At 72.5% G+C, this 15531-nt stretch carries 16 protein-coding genes; 8 read left to right on the forward strand and 8 right to left on the reverse strand.

Features of this window, described 5'->3' with window-relative positions; translation table 11 throughout:
- Positions 1 to 23 precede the first annotated feature (23 nt).
- Entirely contained in the window at positions 24 to 365 is a 342-nt protein-coding gene (locus JGR68_RS13415; RefSeq protein WP_199362516.1) for a hypothetical protein, read from the reverse strand.
- A gap of 3 nt (positions 366 to 368) precedes the next feature.
- Positions 369 to 1577: a fatty acid desaturase gene (locus tag JGR68_RS13420; RefSeq protein WP_199362517.1), complete on the reverse strand. Its 1209-nt coding sequence runs from the start codon at positions 1575 to 1577 to the stop codon at positions 369 to 371.
- Positions 1578 to 1719: 142 nt separating this feature from the next.
- Here JGR68_RS13420 and mutM point away from each other — a divergent pair, with 142 nt between their 5' ends.
- Genes mutM through JGR68_RS13435 form a run of 3 tightly spaced genes read left to right on the forward strand, consistent with a single transcriptional unit; the run spans position 1720 to position 6009 of the window.
- Positions 1720 to 2544: a bifunctional DNA-formamidopyrimidine glycosylase/DNA-(apurinic or apyrimidinic site) lyase gene (gene mutM / locus JGR68_RS13425; protein ID WP_199362518.1), complete on the forward strand. Its 825-nt coding sequence runs from the start codon at positions 1720 to 1722 to the stop codon at positions 2542 to 2544.
- Positions 2545 to 2580: 36 nt separating this feature from the next.
- Positions 2581 to 3144 carry an ECF-type sigma factor gene (locus JGR68_RS13430; protein WP_199362519.1) on the forward strand — a complete coding sequence of 188 codons (564 nt, stop codon included), beginning with the start codon at positions 2581 to 2583 and terminating at the stop codon, positions 3142 to 3144.
- Positions 3145 to 3168: 24 nt separating this feature from the next.
- The gene (locus tag JGR68_RS13435; protein ID WP_199362520.1) at positions 3169 to 6009 is read left to right on the forward strand and encodes a serine/threonine-protein kinase; all 2841 of its coding nucleotides are present in this window, start codon (positions 3169 to 3171) and stop codon (positions 6007 to 6009) included.
- Between the two features lie 8 nt (positions 6010 to 6017).
- Here the strand turns inward: JGR68_RS13435 and JGR68_RS13440 are convergent, their stop codons facing one another.
- Positions 6018 to 6641 (reverse strand): thymidine kinase, encoded by a 624-nt coding sequence (locus JGR68_RS13440; RefSeq protein ID WP_199362521.1) that lies wholly within the window; start codon positions 6639 to 6641, stop codon positions 6018 to 6020.
- A 94-nt stretch (positions 6642 to 6735) separates the two neighbouring features.
- Between JGR68_RS13440 and JGR68_RS13445 the strand changes: the two genes are divergently transcribed.
- From JGR68_RS13445 to JGR68_RS13460, 4 genes are all read left to right on the forward strand, one after another.
- Complete coding sequence (locus JGR68_RS13445) at positions 6736 to 8712, forward strand: UvrD-helicase domain-containing protein (RefSeq protein WP_199362522.1); 1977 nt, start codon at positions 6736 to 6738, stop codon at positions 8710 to 8712.
- Between the two features lie 221 nt (positions 8713 to 8933).
- Positions 8934 to 9854, forward strand: a complete 921-nt coding sequence (locus JGR68_RS13450) for a 5'-nucleotidase, lipoprotein e(P4) family (protein WP_199362523.1) — start codon at positions 8934 to 8936, stop codon at positions 9852 to 9854.
- Between the two features lie 248 nt (positions 9855 to 10102).
- A complete protein-coding gene (locus tag JGR68_RS13455) occupies positions 10103 to 11533 on the forward strand; it encodes a hypothetical protein (RefSeq protein ID WP_199362524.1) in 1431 nt (476 codons plus the stop codon).
- 65 nt (positions 11534 to 11598) lie between these two features.
- Positions 11599 to 12243 carry a hypothetical protein gene (locus JGR68_RS13460; protein ID WP_199362525.1) on the forward strand — a complete coding sequence of 215 codons (645 nt, stop codon included), beginning with the start codon at positions 11599 to 11601 and terminating at the stop codon, positions 12241 to 12243.
- 620 nt (positions 12244 to 12863) lie between these two features.
- On the opposite strand, the gene JGR68_RS13465 is transcribed toward JGR68_RS13460, so the two are convergent.
- The 4 genes from JGR68_RS13465 to JGR68_RS13480 all read right to left on the reverse strand — a co-directional run bounded on the left by JGR68_RS13465 (position 12864) and on the right by JGR68_RS13480 (position 14480).
- On the reverse strand, positions 12864 to 13181 hold the full coding sequence (locus JGR68_RS13465) for a hypothetical protein (protein ID WP_189498326.1): 318 nt from the start codon (positions 13179 to 13181) through the stop codon (positions 12864 to 12866).
- Between the two features lie 47 nt (positions 13182 to 13228).
- A complete protein-coding gene (locus JGR68_RS13470; RefSeq protein ID WP_199362526.1) occupies positions 13229 to 13828 on the reverse strand; it encodes a hypothetical protein in 600 nt (199 codons plus the stop codon).
- A gap of 139 nt (positions 13829 to 13967) precedes the next feature.
- On the reverse strand, positions 13968 to 14270 hold the full coding sequence (locus tag JGR68_RS13475) for a hypothetical protein (RefSeq protein ID WP_199362527.1): 303 nt from the start codon (positions 14268 to 14270) through the stop codon (positions 13968 to 13970).
- 3 nt (positions 14271 to 14273) lie between these two features.
- Positions 14274 to 14480 carry a hypothetical protein gene (locus JGR68_RS13480; RefSeq protein ID WP_199362528.1) on the reverse strand — a complete coding sequence of 69 codons (207 nt, stop codon included), beginning with the start codon at positions 14478 to 14480 and terminating at the stop codon, positions 14274 to 14276.
- Positions 14481 to 14631: 151 nt separating this feature from the next.
- On the opposite strand from JGR68_RS13480, the gene JGR68_RS13485 reads away from it, so the two are divergent.
- A complete protein-coding gene (locus JGR68_RS13485; RefSeq protein WP_199362529.1) occupies positions 14632 to 15207 on the forward strand; it encodes a GNAT family protein in 576 nt (191 codons plus the stop codon).
- Here JGR68_RS13485 and JGR68_RS13490 read toward each other — a convergent pair.
- Positions 15177 to 15446 (reverse strand): hypothetical protein, encoded by a 270-nt coding sequence (locus JGR68_RS13490; protein ID WP_199362530.1) that lies wholly within the window; start codon positions 15444 to 15446, stop codon positions 15177 to 15179. The genes JGR68_RS13485 and JGR68_RS13490 overlap by 31 nt on opposite strands.
- Positions 15447 to 15531 lie beyond the last annotated feature (85 nt).

Here is a 15531-nt window from a genome sequence, read left to right on the forward strand (position 1 = left end):
CCAAGGTCGCGACCCGTGTGGCGCTAGCGCGGAGGTGCGGCGAGTTCCCTGGCGTCGAGCCAGCCGTCTCCGTTCGCGTCCTGCCTGCCGAACCGTTCGGCAAGGCGGGCGAGGTGGACCGCGCGCGGCAGCGGGGGCCCCTTGCCGCCGGGTTGCTCATGCGCCGCCAGGACGCCATCGCCATCGCGGTCCATGCCGTCGAAGGCATAGCTCATCCACGCCTGGTACTCGCCCAGTGAAACGCGACCGTCTCCGTCGCCGTCCATGCGCGCGAGGTAGTCGGCGGTGGCCATCACCTGGGCCGGCGAAGGCAGCGGCAGTGCCGCCACGAGCACGATGCAGCCGGCGAGCACCCGCGCGCGCATGCCTCAGCCGCGCGCGGGCTGCAGCGAGTAACCCTTCAGCCGCGCGGCATAGTCCTGCAGCGCGCGGATGCCGCTGGCCTCGGCCTCGCGGCACCAGGCCTGCAGGTTGGCCAGCGATTCGGCCGCGTCGTGGCTGCGGGTTTCGAGCACGGCCGCCAGGCGCGCGCGGTACTCGACCACGGTGCGGATGCGCGGGCGCTGCTCGACCCAGTCGCGCAGCTGTTCGCGGGCGTCGGGATTGAGCCAGCGGCCGTCGTCGACCAGGCCGCGGCGGAGCTTGCGCGGCAGCAGGGCGCGCAGCCGCGCGCCGGCCGCCGCCGCCTCTTCGCGCAGGGCGGGCTTGAGCACGCGCCGCTGGTAATCGGTCATCGCCTGGAAGCGCAGCGCCAGCAGTGCCTTCAGCGTGTCGCCGTCGGGCACGTGGATGTTCGGACGGACGTCGAGCGACGGCGCCACGCGCAGCACCTTGGCCAGGCCCACGGCCTGCAGGCCCTTGATCACCGCCCAGCCAATGTCGAACTCCCAGCGGCGCAGGGCGAACTTGGCCGAGCTCGGGAAGGCGTGGTGGTTGTTGTGCAGCTCTTCGCCGCCGATCCACACCGCCCAGGGGCTGAGGTTGGTGGCGGTGTCGGTGGTCTCGAAGTTGCGGTAGCCCCACCAGTGGCCCAGGCCATTGACCACGCCCGCGGCCCAGAACGGGATCCACAGCATCTGGATGGCCCAGATCGCCACGCCCGCGGCGCCGAACAGGCTGAAGTTGATCGCCAGCATCAGCACCGGGCCGAGGTTGGCATGCGGGGTGTAGAGCGTGCGCTCGATCCAGTCGTCGGGCGTGCCGCGGCCGTACTGCTCCATGTCGGCGCGGTTGGCGCGGGCTTCGCGGTACAGCTCCGCGCCCTTCCAGAAGACCTCCTTGATGCCCTTGTGCATGGGGCTGTGCGGGTCTTCCTCGGTCTCGCAGCGCGCGTGGTGCTTGCGGTGGATGGCCACCCATTCCTTGGTGATCATCGACGTGGTGAGCCAGCACCAGAAGCGGAAGAAGTGGGACACCACCGGGTGGAAGTCGACGCCGCGATGGGTCTGGCTGCGGTGCAGGTACAGCGTCACGGTGAAGATGGTGAGCTGCGTGACCACCAGCAAATAGGCCAACAGGCCCCAGAAACCGGACTGGACGAGGCCGCCGGCAAGGAAGTCGAGCAGGGAAGCGAGCATGGCGTGGACAGTTGTGCGGGAATTCGACCGTCATCATGGAATGCGCCTGCGTCGATTGCCACCCCGCGCCCGCACATCGCGCGCGGTCGTTCACGAAGGTGTGCGGCTTGCGACCGCGGGCGGCCGCCCCCACGCTCGGCACATGCCCGAACTGCCCGAAGTCGAGACCACCCGCCGCGGCCTGGCGCCCCACCTCGAGGGCGCCCGCGTGGAGCGGGTGCTGCTGCGCCGCCCCGACCTGCGCTGGCCGATCCCGCCCGAGGTCGTCGACCGGCTCCCGGGGCAGCGCATCGACGCCGTGCGCCGCCGCGCCAAGTACCTGCTGCTGGACACCGACGCCGGCAGCGCCCTGCTGCACCTGGGGATGTCGGGCAGCCTGCGCGTGCTGCCGGCCGACGCCCCGCCGCGGCTCCATGACCACGTGGACATCGCGCTGGCGGCCCGCGATGGCGTGGAACGCGTGCTCCGCCTCAACGACCCGAGACGCTTCGGCTGCCTGCTCTGGCAGCCTCCCGGCGAGGACCATCCGCTCCTTGCCGGACTGGGACCCGAGCCGCTGGGCGACACCTTCGACGGCGACCACCTGTTCAGGCTGAGCCGCGGCCGCCGTGGGCCGGTCAAGGCCTTCCTCATGGACCAGCGGGTGGTGGTGGGCGTGGGCAACATCTATGTCGCCGAAGCGCTGTTCGCCGCCGGCGTCTCGCCGCTGCGCGCCGCGGGCAAGGTCTCGCGCGAGCGCTACGCGCGCATCGCCGACGAGATCCGCGCCGTGCTGGCGCGCGCGATCACCCGCGGCGGGACCACCCTGCGCGACTTCCTCGCGCCGGACGGCGCCCCCGGCTACTTCGAACAGGAGCTCTCGGCCTATGGCCGGGGCGGCGAGCCCTGCCCGCGCTGCGGGCGGCCGATGCGCCAGGCGATGGTGGCCCAGCGGGCCACGGTCTGGTGCGGAACCTGCCAGCGCTGAGCGCAGGCGCTATGATCGGCCCTCGAGGGGAGTGCCATGGCCGGAACCGCTGAGATCACCCTGTTGCTGGATGCCGCCCGCGGCGGGGACCGCGGCGCGCTCGACAGCGTGCTGGCCACGCTCTACCAGGAACTGCACAGCATGGCGCGGCGCCAGCTGGCGGGGCAGTACGGCCAGACGCTGGATGCCACCGCGCTGGTGCACGAGGCCTATCTCAAGCTGATCGGCCGGCGCGAGGCCCAGTTCGACGACCGCGCGCACTTCTTCGCCTATGCCGCCTCGGCCATGCGCAGCGTCGTGGTCGACTACGCGCGCCAGCGCATGGCGCAGAAGCGCGGCGGCGACCTGCATCGCGTCACCGACCTGCCCGAGGACATCGAGGGCGGCCTGCGCCTGGACGAGGACATGCTGGCGCTGGACGTCGCGCTCACGCGGCTGGCCGCCGTCGACCAGCGGCTCGCCCGCGTGGTCGAGCTGCGCTACTTCGCCGGCCTGTCCGAGGTCGAGATCGCCGAGCTGCTCGACCGCTCGGAGCGCAGCATCCGCCGTGACTGGCAGAAGGCGCGGCTGTACCTGCTCGCGTCGCTGAAGTCGGACTGACGGGCCGCCGGCCAGCGCGCGGCCATGGATCCGGACCGCTGGCAACGCCTGTCCCCGCTGCTCGACGCCCTGCTCGAGCTCGAGCCCGGCCCGCGCACGCAGCGCCTGGCCGCGCTGAGGAGCGAAGACCCGACGCTCGCCGGTGAGCTGGAAAGCCTGCTCGAACTCGAGGAGGGCCAGGAGGACTTCCTGTCCGAGCCGGTGGTCTCGCAGCTGCCGCTGGCGCGCGCCCACGCGGTCATCGGGCCCTACCGGCTGGAGCGCCTGATCGGCGAGGGCGGCATGGGCCAGGTCTGGCTGGCCAGCCGCGCCGACGGCCTGTACGAGCGCCGGGTGGCGCTGAAGCTGCTGCGCCCGGGCCTGGCCGATCCGAACCTGCGGCTGCGCTTCACCCGCGAGCGGCAGATCCTGGCGCGGCTCGAACACGCCCACATCGCCCGCCTGCTCGATGCCGGCATCAGCAGCGACCAGCAGCCCTACCTGGCGCTGGACTACGTCGACGGCGAGCCGATCACCGACTGGTGCCGCCTGCGCGAGCCGACCGTGGAGGCCCGGCTGCGCCTGTTCCTGCAGGTCTGCGAGGCGGTCAGCCACGCGCACGCCAACCTGATCGTGCACCGCGACCTCAAGCCCTCGAACATCCTGGTGACCCCGCTCGACGAGGTGCGCCTGCTCGACTTCGGCATCGCCAAGCTGCTGGACACGCCCGACGTCGGCAGCGAGGGCACCCGCACCGACGTGCGCGCCTTCACCCTGCACTACGCCGCGCCCGAGCAGGTGCGCGGCGAGCCGGTCACCACGATGACCGACATCTATTCGCTGGGCGTGGTGCTGTACGAGATGCTGGCCGGCTGCAAGCCCTACCGGCCGCGCCGCCGCAGCGACGCCGAGTGGGAGGAGGCGATCCTCAGCGCCGAACCGATGCGGCCCTCGCTGGCGCTGCAGCGCGGCGACGCGGCGACCGACGAGGCCGGCAGCGGGGCCGCCCCGACGCGGCCCGCGGCGCAGCTGCGGCGCGAGGCCCGCCGGATCGCCGGGGACCTCGACAACATCGTGCTCAAGGCGATGTCCAAGGCCCCCGAGCTGCGCTATTCGTCGGTCGAGGCGCTGTCGCAGGACATCCGCCGCCACCTCGACGGCAAGCCGGTGCGCGCGCGGCCCCAGGCGCTGTCCTACCGCGTGCGCAAGTACGTCGCGCGCCACCGCTGGGCGCTCGGCACCGGGGCGGCGATCGTCGTGGTCCTGGTGGCCGCCCTGGCGATGGTGCTGTGGCAGGCGCAGCAGGCGGTCCAGCAGGCCGCGCGCGCCCGCGCGCTGCAGAACTTCATGGTCGGCCTGTTCGAGAACGCGGGCAGCACGCCCGGCGGCGCGCCGCTCGACATCCGCCGCCTGCTCGAGGAAGGCGTGCGCCGCGGCGAACTGGAACTCGCCCAGCAGCCGGTGGCGCTGGCCGAACTGCTGGGCGTGATCGCGCGCCTGCGCGCCGGGCTCGGCGACTACGCCCAGGCCCTGGCCCTGCAGCAGCGCCAGGGCACGGTGATCGCCGGCATCGAATCGCCGCCGCCCGGGCTGCGCCTGCAGGCGGCGACCGACATCGGCCGCACCCGCCGCCTGCTCGGACAGGCCGGGGCCTGCAGCGCGGCAATGCAGCCGCTGCTGCCGCTGGCGCTGCGCGAACAGGAGCGCCTTCCGGCGGTGGTCGCGGACTTCCATGGGCAGCTGGCCCGCTGCCAGCGCGACGAGGGCGGGTTCGATGCCGCGCGCGCGGGTTTCCAGCGTGCGCTGGCGATCCGCCGCTCGATCCCCCAGCACGAGGCCGACGTGGTCGAAAGCCTGGTCGACCTGGCCGTGCTGCGCGCGGCCACCGGCGACAGCGTGCTCGCCCTGCGCGAGCAGCACGTCGCCCTGGGCCTGCTGCGCCGGAACGTCGGCGCGCGGCACCCGCTGGCGATCGACATCCTGCGCGCCACCTGCTCGCTGCACCGCGAGCTCGGCGACCTGCGCGCCGCCGAGGCCGACTGCCGCGAAGCGCTCGACCTCGCGCTCGAGATCCGCGGCGCCCAGCACCACGCCACCGTCGACGTGCGCCGCCAGCTGGCCGCGCTGCTGGTCGACGACGGACGCCTGGGCGAAGCCGAGGTGGTGTTCCGCGACGCCCACGCCTGGCTGCTGGCCCGCCTGGGCAGCCGGCACAGCGACGTCGCCCGCAACGCCAACAGCCTGGCGATCGTGGCCTGGGAGCGCGGTGATTTCGACGGCGCGCTCTCGGGCCTGCGCGAGGCCAATGCGATCTGGCGCGAGCGCGGCGCCGCCACCCTGCTCGCCGCCGGGCTGTTCAACGAGGCCATGGTCCTGCACGAGCTCGGCGACCAGGCGCGCGCCGCCACGCTGCTGCAGGAATCGCTGCGCCTGCGCGCCGAACATTTCGGACGCGACCACGGCCTGGTCGGCGCGACCTTGCGCCTGCTGGGCGAGGTCGAAGCCGCGCGCGGGCGCGACGACGCGGCCCTGGCCGCGCTGCGCCGGGCGGTGGCGCTGACCAGCGCGTCCTACGGCGCGACCCACCCGGTGAGCCGGCGGGCGGAACTCGCGCTGGCCCAGCTGGAAGCGCGGCTCGGCACCGAGGGCGCGCTGGCCCGCCTGGACCAGCTCGCCGGCCTGGGCGAAGCCGATGCCGAACTGCGCAAGGTGGCCTGGCTGGCGCGCGCCAGCGCCGCCGCGCTGCGCTGCGACGGCCCGCGGCGCGCGGAGTCAATGGCCATCTTCACCGGCCTCGGCCAGCAGGTGCGGATGGCGCGGCCCGAAGGCGGCTCGGTCGTGCGCGAGGTGGAGCGGTGGCAGCGACGCTGCGACGCGCCTCTGTAGGAGCGGCTTCAGCCCAGCGGCAGTTGCTGCTGCGCGGGGTCGATCCGGCCCTCGCCGCGCACGATGCGCTTGAACTCGGCGCGGCTCACCGAGACATAGCGCTCGTTGCCGCCGATCTCCACCTGCGGCCCGTCCTGGACCGCGTGGCCCTGGTCATCGACGCGCACGGTCATGATCGCCTTGCTGCCGCTGTGGCAGATGGTCTTGATCTCCTGGATCTCGTCGGCCCAGGCCAGCAGGTAGCGGCTGCCCTCGAACAGCTCGCCGCGGAAGTCGGTGCGCAGCCCGTAGCAGAGCGCCGGCACGCCGAACGCGTCCACCACCTCGGACAGCTGCCAGACCTGCGGGCGCGACAGGAACTGCGCCTCGTCGACGAGCACGCAGTGCAGGCGGCCACGGGCGTCGATGTCCTCGCGCACCATCGCCTGCAGGTCGTCGCCCGGCCCGAAGGTGCGGGCCTCGGCCTGCAGCCCGATCCGCGAGGCGACCGTCCCGCGGCCAGCGCGATCGTCCAGGGCCGGCGCCAGGATCAGCACGCGCATCCCGCGCTCGCGGTAGTTGTGCGCGGACTGCAGCAGGGTGGTGGTCTTCCCCGCATTCATCGCCGAGTAGTAGAAGTAGAGCTTGGCCATGGGCGAAGTTTAAGACCGGCGCGGGTGGGACGGGACCCCGGCCCGGGGCCGCCGCGGCCGATAGAATGGCCGGCCTGCGATTCCCTCCGGCACGATGTCCCTCAATCCCCAGCAACAGGCCGCGGTCGCGCACTGCGAAGGTCCCCTGCTCGTCCTCGCCGGCGCCGGCAGCGGCAAGACCCGCGTGATCGTCGAGAAGATGGCGCACCTGATCGGCTCCGGGCGCTACCCGGCCAAGCGGATCGCCGCGATCACCTTCACCAACAAGTCGGCGAAGGAAATGCGCGAGCGTGTCGCCAAGCGCATCCGAGGCGACGCCGCCGAAGGCCTGACCGTCTCGACCTTCCACGCGCTCGGCCTGCGCATGCTGCAGATCGAGCACGAGCGCGCGGGCCTGCGGCGCGGCTTCTCGATCTTCGATTCCGACGATTCGATGGCCCAGTTCAAGGACCTGATGCCCGGTGCCAAGCCTGACGCCGTGCAGGCGATGCAGGGCCTGGTGTCGCGGGCGAAGAACCAGGGGCTGTCGCCGGAGCAGGCGCGCGCGCTGGCGCGCTCCACGCCCGAGCACGAGGCGGCAATGGTGTACGAGCTCTACCAGGCCCGCCTGGCCGCGTTCAACGCGGTGGATTTCGACGACCTGATCCGGCTGCCGGTGGAGCTGCTGGAAACCCACGAGGACTGCGCGCTGGGCTGGCGCGAGCGCATCGGCTACCTGCTGGTCGACGAGTGCCAGGACACCAATGACGCCCAGTACCGGCTGCTCAAGGCCCTGGCCGGCGACAAGGGCAACTTCACCTGCGTGGGCGACGACGACCAGTCGATCTATGCCTGGCGCGGCGCCAATCCCGAGAACCTGTCGCAGATGGCGCGCGACTATCCGGCGCTGCGGGTGGTGAAGCTCGAGCAGAACTACCGCTGCTCCAACCGCGTGCTGCGCGCGGCCAACACGCTGATCGCCAACAACCCGCACGAGCACCTGAAGACCCTGTGGAGCGCGCAGGCCGACGGCGAGCGCATCCGCATCTGGGAGTGCCGCGACGCGGCGCACGAGGCCGAGCGGGTGGCCGCCGAGATCCAGTTCGTCAACGCCGCGCGCAAGGTCGAGTGGAGCGAGTTCTGCATCCTGTTCCGCAGCAACTACCAGTCGCGCGCGCTGGAGAAGGCGCTGCAGATGCTGCGCGTGCCCTATCACCTGTCCGGCGGCACCGCCTTCCTCGACCGCGGCGAGGTCAAGGATGCGCTGGCCTGGCTGCGCATGCTGGCCAACCCGGACGACGACGCGGCCTTCCTGCGCGCGGTGCAGGCGCCCGGCCGCGGCGTGGGCCAGACCACGCTGGCGAAGCTGGCCGAGCTCTCGCGCAACGCCGGCATGCCGATGTCGCGGGCGATCGAGTCGGTCGGGCTGCTCAAGCAGCTCGCCCCGCGCGCCGCGTCGTCGCTCTCGGCCTTCGCCGACCTGGTCCGCGGACTGCGCGCGGAGGCGTCGCGCCAATCGCCGGCGGAGCTGGTCCGGGTGCTCAACGAACGCTCCGGCCTGCTCGCCGCGCTGCGCGCGCAGTGCAAGACCGAGGAGATGTTCCGCATCCGCCGCGGCAACCTCGACGAGCTGGCCGACTGGTTCGACGGCGCGCGCGGCGGCGCCGGGCCGGGCGAGCTGGCGGCCTCGCTGGCGCTGCTGAGCCACGCCGACAAGGGCGAGCCGGGCAACCAGGTGCGGCTGATGAGCCTGCACGCGGCCAAGGGCCTGGAATTCCGCTACGTCTTCATCATCGGCGTGGACGACGACACCCTGCCGCACGAGGCCAGCGTCGAGGAGGGCCGCATCGACGAGGAGCGCCGCCTGCTCTACGTGGGCATTACCCGCGCCAAGGAGCAGCTGTGGCTGTCCTACCCGCGCGAGTCGCAGCGCTGGGGCGAGCGGCTGAAGCTGGTGCCGAGCCGCTTCCTGGCCGAACTGCCCGCCGCCGAACTGCAGCGCGACGGCGCCGACCCGGTGGCCGATGCCGCGCGTAAGAAGGAGCGCGCCGACGTCGGCTTCGCCGCGATCCGGGCGATGCTCGAGGGCTGACCGCCGCGCCCGCCGCTGCCCTCCGCGCCCCTGTAGGAGCAGCTATAGCTGCGATGCGATTTCCTGCGAGCGATCGCGCGGGTCTTGGCACCACGATCGCAGCTATAGCTGCTCCTACAGGGGCGCTGGCAGCCGGGGCGGTGGCGGCCAGGGGCGGTGGCGGGCCGGGACTCCTGGGCGCTCGGATAGACTTGGGACCGTTTCCGCACACGGTGTCCGCCATGCGCCTGCAGTCGTCCCCGAACTCCCTCCGTGCCGCCACGCTGCTGGCCGCGGCCCTGGCGCTGGCCGGCTGCCGCAGCCTGCCGGTCGACGGCACCACCCCCGCGCCCCACGCCGGGGCAGCGTCCTCCGCCGCCGTCCCGGCCGACGACAACCTCAACGCGGTGCTCTGGGTGCAGCGCTCGGTGGAATACCGCGCGCTTTCGGAGTCGGTGTTCCGCGCCGCCACCGAGCGCCTCGACGCGGCACTGGCCGACCGCTCCTGGGACGCCCTGGTCGCCGCCGAGCGCAGCGCCGCCGGTGACGCCTCGAACCTGCCGCCGGCGGTGATCCTCGACATCGACGAGACCGTGCTCGACAACTCCGCCTACCAGGCGCGCCTGGTCGTCGACGGCCAGGAGTTCTCGGATCCCGCGTGGGATGCCTGGGTCGAGGAGCGCAAGGCGATCCCGGTTCCCGGCGCCCTCGACTTCACCCGCGCGGCGGCGGCCAAGGGCATCACGGTGTTCTACATCTCCAACCGCAGCACGGCGCTGAGCGGAGCGACGCTGGACAACCTGCGCAGCCAGGGGCTGCCGGTCCAGCATGGAGAGGTGTTCCTCGGCCTGGGCCTGGACGTGCCCGGCTGCGAGCAGGCGGGATCTGGCAAGACCTGTCGCCGGCAGCTGGTGGGGCGCACGCACCGCGTGCTCATGCAGTTCGGCGACCAGCTGGGCGACTTCGTCCAGGCGGGCGCGAACACGCCGGCGCAGCACGCCGCCCTGCATGCCGACCATCGCGACTGGTTCGGGGCGCGCTGGTGGGTGCTGCCGAACCCGACCTACGGCAGCTGGGAATCCGCGGCGTTCGACAATGCGCGGTCGCTTCCCCGGGACTCCCGGCGCGCGCGGAAGCGTGGAGCCCTGCGCACTGATCGCTAGTCAATTCAATCAGATAGACGCGTACTCCTCAGGTATTGCATAAGGATTCGCCCGGCGGTAGGCTGGGCGCGCCACAACATAGTCCTCCGGCTTCGGCCGGTTTTCACGGGAGGCCCCTCGGCCTCCCGTTTTTTATGCCCGAAGCCCGGCCGACCTCGGGTTGACCCGAGGCTGCAGTCCGGGACGACAGCGCCTACCGTGTGTTGGGAACAACGGGGGGTTGCCGCCCACGCAGCTGCGAGGCACCGATGTCCATCATCGACAGGGTCATCAGCAATCTGCCCGGCCCCTTGGGCAAGGGGCCCGCGGGCCTGCCTGCGCCGCACAACATGTCCTGGGGCAGCCCGCACGAGCAGGCACACCGGGGCGAAGGCCACAGGGGCTTCCCGGGTCGTCCCGAACCCGGCGCGCGCGGCCAGGGCCCCGATGGCCTCGGCCCGCCCGGACTGCTGCGCCAGGGCGGGCCAATACCGGGCCCGCCGCCAGGACTCGCACCCGCGCCTCCCGGCATGCCGCCGGGCGTCGAGCGACCGGCTGGCACCGGCTGGGGTCCCGGCCCGGAACGCCCGCAGGGGCCCGGCAACCCGGCGCCCGGCGCGGAGCGCCCCAACGGCAGCGGCTGGGATGCCGGAAGGCCCGGTCCCGGTGCGCCCGCGCCTGCGCCCGGCCAGGGCGGCGAACGCCCGCTGCCGCTGGCACCGGGACAGGTGATCCGCGACGTGCTGGGCGGCCCCCGTCAGGTGCCCGTGCACCAGCCGGTGGTACCGCAAGGCCCGCAGGTCCCGGGCTCGCCACAAGCCGGCGCCCCCGGACAGGGCGGCCTGGCGAATGGCCTGCTGGCGGGCGCGGCGACTCCGATGTCGGCGCAGCAGCTGGCCCAGCCGGCGCAGGTGCCACTGCCCGCTACCCCGCGCGCGGATGCCGGCGCTCCCCAGGCCACAGCCCAGCGCGCGGACGTGTCGGCCCAGGGCGCCCAGGTCGCACCGGGCATGCGCGCGGACGCGGCCCAGCTGGCGGCGCGGCCGGCCGATGTCGGACTGGTCCCGCGCACGCAGGACCCCGGCCTGGCCAACCTGCAGCGGTCTGCCACAGCACCCGCGGCGGCAGCGACCACCGCCGCTGCAGCGACGGGGCACGGCGCCACCCAGGCTTCGGCGACCACCGCGGCCACCCTGGCCAGTGCGGCGGCAGCCGCCACCATCGCCGGCAGCACCATGGCCAGCGCACTGCCCGCGGCCGCGCAGGCGGCGGAGGCCCGCGCTGCCGCCAACCCGCTGGCGGTGAACGACCGTGGCCTGCCGGTCCGGCCCGATGCCGCCGGCTACACCGGCGAAGGCCCGCAGCGACGCGGCCTCGACCGGCGTCCACGCGTGCTCGAGGGCGGACTGTCGTCGCTGCTCGTGGCCCTCGGTGCCCAGGGGCACACGGGTGCATCCGGTCGTGACCCCGCCGCGGTCGAGCGCGAACTGCGCGAGGCGACGATGCAGTGGCTGTTCTGGCTGCTGGCGATCATCGCCTACGGCTGCCTCGGCTTCGCGATCGTCGCGTTGCTCCCGGTGGGCGGGCAGGTGCTCGGCGACTCGGCGCGCACCTGGACCGGCGGCTCCGCGCTGGTCGGCCTGCTGACCGCCGCGGTCGCCTGGCTGCTGGCGAAGAGGCTGGGCGCGCGGCGCCCTTGAGTGCCCGCGTTGCGCCATATGCCGTTGCACCACGTCGCGCGCCCGGTTCCCCGGACGAGATGACCATGCCCGCAGTGAAGTTCCGCATGCTCCCGCTTGCCCTCGCCCTGGTGCTGGGTGCCTGCCACGGGAGCGATGCCAGTCCCCGGTTCCCGTCGACCGCCTACGAAGGCCGCGTCGACGTGGTGGTCGACCCGCCCGGCGGCCGCGCCTACGACGAGCGTGGCCGCGGCACGGCGCGCTTCGTCCCCGGCAGCGGCGGGGCCATGAAGCTCAGCGTGATCGGCGCGATCTCAGACCCGCAAGGCGATGCCGGCCTCGAACTCGACGGAAAGCTGACCCCGGCGGGGGGCTGGAGCGGCCGGATGGGGGACGTCCGGGTGGACATCGACCGCCAAGGCCGGATCCGCGGCGGCGGCGATGCGCATCCACTGGCGTACACCGTGACCGGCGAGGTGTCGGACGCGGCCTTCGACATGGTCGTCGTGGTCGAGCTGCTCGAACCCAACGCCGGGGGCCTGCCGCGCGGAACCCGGCTGCGCTTCACCTACGATCTCCAACAACCAGGCCGCAGGGCGACAGAGCCCCGCAAGCGCGCACGCCGCGCCGACCTGGAGAACTGCCGGAACGTGGCCTACGAGGTCCGGCCGGTTCCCGATCCCGCCGGCGGCACGCTGGTGATGCGCCGGATGCCGGTCTGCCGGGACTAGAGACGCGTCGCCTGGTTGGCAAACGCCGTGCGGCGGGACGTTTGGCGGGACGTTTTGCCGGGCGTTTTGCCGGGCGTTTGGGGGGCGCTTGGAGGGGCGCTTGGCGGGCTGCTTCGCGGTGCTGCGGTGCGATGCCTGCTGCCGCTCATGTCCCCCGGCTTCGGCCTGCGGCCGAAGCCTCCTCCTTGACTTCCCGTCAGCAGGCATCGCACCGCAGTCCGGATCGGTTCGGCCGCTGGACGCTGCGCGCAGGCGCAGGGCGCAGCACGAATGATCGCCACGGCGCCCGGCTTGATTCTTGTGCGGTGCACGCGCAGCCCTGCAGCGCTTTGGCTCTCCTGCGGAATTCCCCGCGGCCCTGCATTGCTTTGGCTCTTGCGCGGCGCACCCGGAGCCCTGCATCGCTTTGGCGCGTGGCCTGCTGACGGGAAGTCAAGGAGGAGAGGCCGGCCCGGCGGGCCGGCATCGGGGGACATGAGCGGCAGCAGGCCATGCGTCAAAGCGCCGCGGCGTTGCAACGAGCGCTGCCCCTGGCGCTGCACCCGGCGTTGCCTCCATCTACGAAAAACAGGCCAAAAAAAACGCCCTGCCGAAGCAGGGCGTTTTCTGTCCGGGGCCGCTTACTGCTTGCGGGCCACCGAGGCGTTGCCTTCACCGATGGTCTTGATCACGGTGCTCACGGTTTCCATGAACATCTTGAAGACCTGGCTCATCGCGGTCAGCTCGGCGTTGAGCTCGTTGATGTTGTCGGCTTCGGGACCGGCGGTATCGATCTCCTTGGCCTTGGCGACGATTTCCTCGCCCATCTTGTCGGCGATCTTGCCGAGGACCTGGGCCAGGGCGATCAGCCAGCCGCCGCCGCGGGCGGACGCCAGCTGGGCCTCGGCCTCGCGCATGGTGGTGGCGTTTGCAACGAAAGAGGTGATGTCGACAGCCATGATGTTTCTCCGATTCGAGTTGGTGTGTGCGTTGGATCAGGGGTGGGTCAGCTCCAGCCCTGGCCCGGTGGCCCGCGCAACCGCCTCGACCTCGAATTCACCGTATCGGCGCGCAGCGGCGACTCTGTCGTCCTGTCCGGTGCCGCGGCACCGGGGACACGTGCCGCCGCCGGTTCCTGCCCGGCTTTGCTGGCCTGGCGGAACCACTCCAGCGCCTTCTCCTGGCCTTCGGCCTCGACGCGGCGACTGAACTCCATCGCAAGCCGCGACTCACGCCGCTGCAGTGGAGCCAGTGCCTCGTTGAGCGAACGGATCAGGTGGTCGGCTTCGCCCTGTTCGACGAATCCGCCCTGGAGCAGCATCTCGACCGTCTCGCGCCAGGTCGACGCGTCGAAGGCGTCGGACGCCGCCGCCGAGGGCGACGAGGCCGAATCCTGCAGCGCCTGTTCGAAGACCCGCGCCAGTTCCTCGCGGTCGTCATGGCCGAGGCTGCCTTCCTGCTGCAGCAACTCCTGGAACTGGCCGAGCAGCGCCTGCCCCGCCGTCTCCGCGGAAGCGCCGGCCTCGACCTGCGCCCGCTCGCCACCACGCTGCTGGCTCCTGGCCATCAGCTCGCCTGGCGTGAGCGCGCGGCGGGACGGCTTCATCGGGGGCGGTTGGCCTTGCATGTCGTGGCGGGATCCTGCGTTGAAGGGGCGTTGGATCGTGTGGCTTGCAGCTTCGCGTGGGCCGGGCCGGTGGACAACTGGGGCCGACCCTAGGACCGGCGCGCAATCGCTGCCGGGATCAGCCGGTGACCACGCGCAGCTGGTCGGTGATTGCGCGGGTGGCCTCGCCATGGCGGCGACCGAGCTCGGCGGCGGCCTCGCGCAGCCAGGCATTCGCCTGGTCGAGCCCGTCGTCACGCACGCGCCGCTTGTACTCCGGCTCGAGCGTGGCTTTCTGCTCGTTGACGTCGCGCAGCATGGAATCGAACTGCGACAGCAGGCGCTCTTCCTCGTGCGAATCGAGGACGCCCTGCTGGCGCAGGTCCGCGAGGCGCTCGACGAGCTCCTCGCGGGTCTTCGGCGGTGCGGCTTCGATGGACATCCGTCAGCTGCCGCCGAAACCGAGGTCGAAACCGCCGGAATAGGCGCCGCCGAAGATGGTGTCGAAGTTGAAGCCCACGGCGTCGGTCATGCCCTCGCCGACGATGCCGCCGAGCCAGGAGCCCAGCTGCTGGCCGATGGCCTGTCCGAGCGGACCGCCGAAGTAGGTGCCGACCAGGCTGCCGACCATGGAACCGATTTGACTGCCCATATCCTTGTCCTCGCTGGAAGTGGATGGAAACCCGGTGGACTCCGGGCACAGCTCGCAGTTTCCGCAGGCACGCCACGGTTCCTAGCTGGTGCGTACCCCATCTAGGGTCGCCCCGGGGGCCGTGCCGCGCCCCGCGCGGCATACTCCGGCCATGGCGAACGGCCCCGACGTCGACGTCTTCCTCAGGACCCGGCGCATGACGCTGCGCCGGCTGCGGCCTTCCGATGTCTTCGACCTGCAGCACCTCGGGCGCGACGCGCGCGTGGCGCGGGCCCTGCTGGACGCGCCGGTGGACGACATCGCCTCCGCGGCGGCGCTCGTCGAGACCTCCGCGCGCGTGCATCGCGAACGCCCCGGCCTCGGCGTCTGGCGCGCCGATGACGCACGCGGCTTCCTCGGCTTCTTCTCGCTGATGGCCGAGTTCGATCCCGCCGAGACCGAGATCGGCACCCGCCTGCTGCCGCGCGCCTGGGGCCGCGGCTATGCGCTCGAGGGCGGCGAGGCGCTGTGCAGACATGCCTTCGACACGCTCGGCCTGCCGCGGCTGGTCGGCCTGTGCGACCCGGCCAACCGCTCGGTGCCGCCGCTGCTGGCGCGCCTGGGCTTCCAGCCTGACGGGACCACCTGCCAGTTCGGCCGGCCCGCCCTGCGGATGCGCCTGCGGCGGGAGGACTGGCACGGCGTGCGTCGGCGCGGTCAGTCCTCGGCAGGGTCCACGGACGTATAGGCGCCGGCGGCATAGCGCAGCGTCAGATCGCCCTGTTTCGCCTGCAGCTGCAGGTCGCGGAAGCCGCCATGGCGCTCAGGCAGCATTTCGACCGCCTGGGCACGTCCCGCCGCTGCCACCAGCCGCGCGGACCCGGTGTCACCCGAGTACACCCACCAGTCCGCACCATCGGTGCCGGTCAGGCAGCGATGACGACCTTCGACCAGCCAGTCGTCGCGCCCGTCTGCGTCCAGATCCACAGGGTGCCCGACGACCCAGGTTCCTTCGAAGGCGGAGCGCCCCGCGACCACACCGCCTCCGCAGTCGAGCACGCGCGCGTCGGTC

The sequence above is a fragment of the Luteimonas sp. MC1750 genome (assembly GCF_016615955.1).
In the GTDB taxonomy this organism is placed as follows: Bacteria; Pseudomonadota; Gammaproteobacteria; order Xanthomonadales; family Xanthomonadaceae; genus Luteimonas.

Coding starts and splice junctions, on each gene's coding strand:
- JGR68_RS13420 (WP_199362517.1), bottom strand. CDS start 1,577: ATGCTCGCTTCCCTGCTCGACTTCCTTGCCGGCGGCCTCGTCCAGTCC.
- JGR68_RS13430 (WP_199362519.1), top strand. CDS start 2,581: ATGGCCGGAACCGCTGAGATCACCCTGTTGCTGGATGCCGCCCGCGGC.
- JGR68_RS13465 (WP_189498326.1), bottom strand. CDS start 13,181: ATGGCTGTCGACATCACCTCTTTCGTTGCAAACGCCACCACCATGCGC.
- JGR68_RS13475 (WP_199362527.1), bottom strand. CDS start 14,270: ATGTCCATCGAAGCCGCACCGCCGAAGACCCGCGAGGAGCTCGTCGAG.
- JGR68_RS13470 (WP_199362526.1), bottom strand. CDS start 13,828: ATGAAGCCGTCCCGCCGCGCGCTCACGCCAGGCGAGCTGATGGCCAGG.
- JGR68_RS13460 (WP_199362525.1), top strand. CDS start 11,599: ATGCCCGCAGTGAAGTTCCGCATGCTCCCGCTTGCCCTCGCCCTGGTG.
- JGR68_RS13435 (WP_199362520.1), top strand. CDS start 3,169: ATGGATCCGGACCGCTGGCAACGCCTGTCCCCGCTGCTCGACGCCCTG.
- JGR68_RS13450 (WP_199362523.1), top strand. CDS start 8,934: ATGCGCCTGCAGTCGTCCCCGAACTCCCTCCGTGCCGCCACGCTGCTG.
- mutM (WP_199362518.1), top strand. CDS start 1,720: ATGCCCGAACTGCCCGAAGTCGAGACCACCCGCCGCGGCCTGGCGCCC.
- JGR68_RS13480 (WP_199362528.1), bottom strand. CDS start 14,480: ATGGGCAGTCAAATCGGTTCCATGGTCGGCAGCCTGGTCGGCACCTAC.
- JGR68_RS13415 (WP_199362516.1), bottom strand. CDS start 365: ATGCGCGCGCGGGTGCTCGCCGGCTGCATCGTGCTCGTGGCGGCACTG.
- JGR68_RS13485 (WP_199362529.1), top strand. CDS start 14,632: ATGGCGAACGGCCCCGACGTCGACGTCTTCCTCAGGACCCGGCGCATG.
- JGR68_RS13445 (WP_199362522.1), top strand. CDS start 6,736: ATGTCCCTCAATCCCCAGCAACAGGCCGCGGTCGCGCACTGCGAAGGT.
- JGR68_RS13455 (WP_199362524.1), top strand. CDS start 10,103: ATGTCCATCATCGACAGGGTCATCAGCAATCTGCCCGGCCCCTTGGGC.
- JGR68_RS13440 (WP_199362521.1), bottom strand. CDS start 6,641: ATGGCCAAGCTCTACTTCTACTACTCGGCGATGAATGCGGGGAAGACC.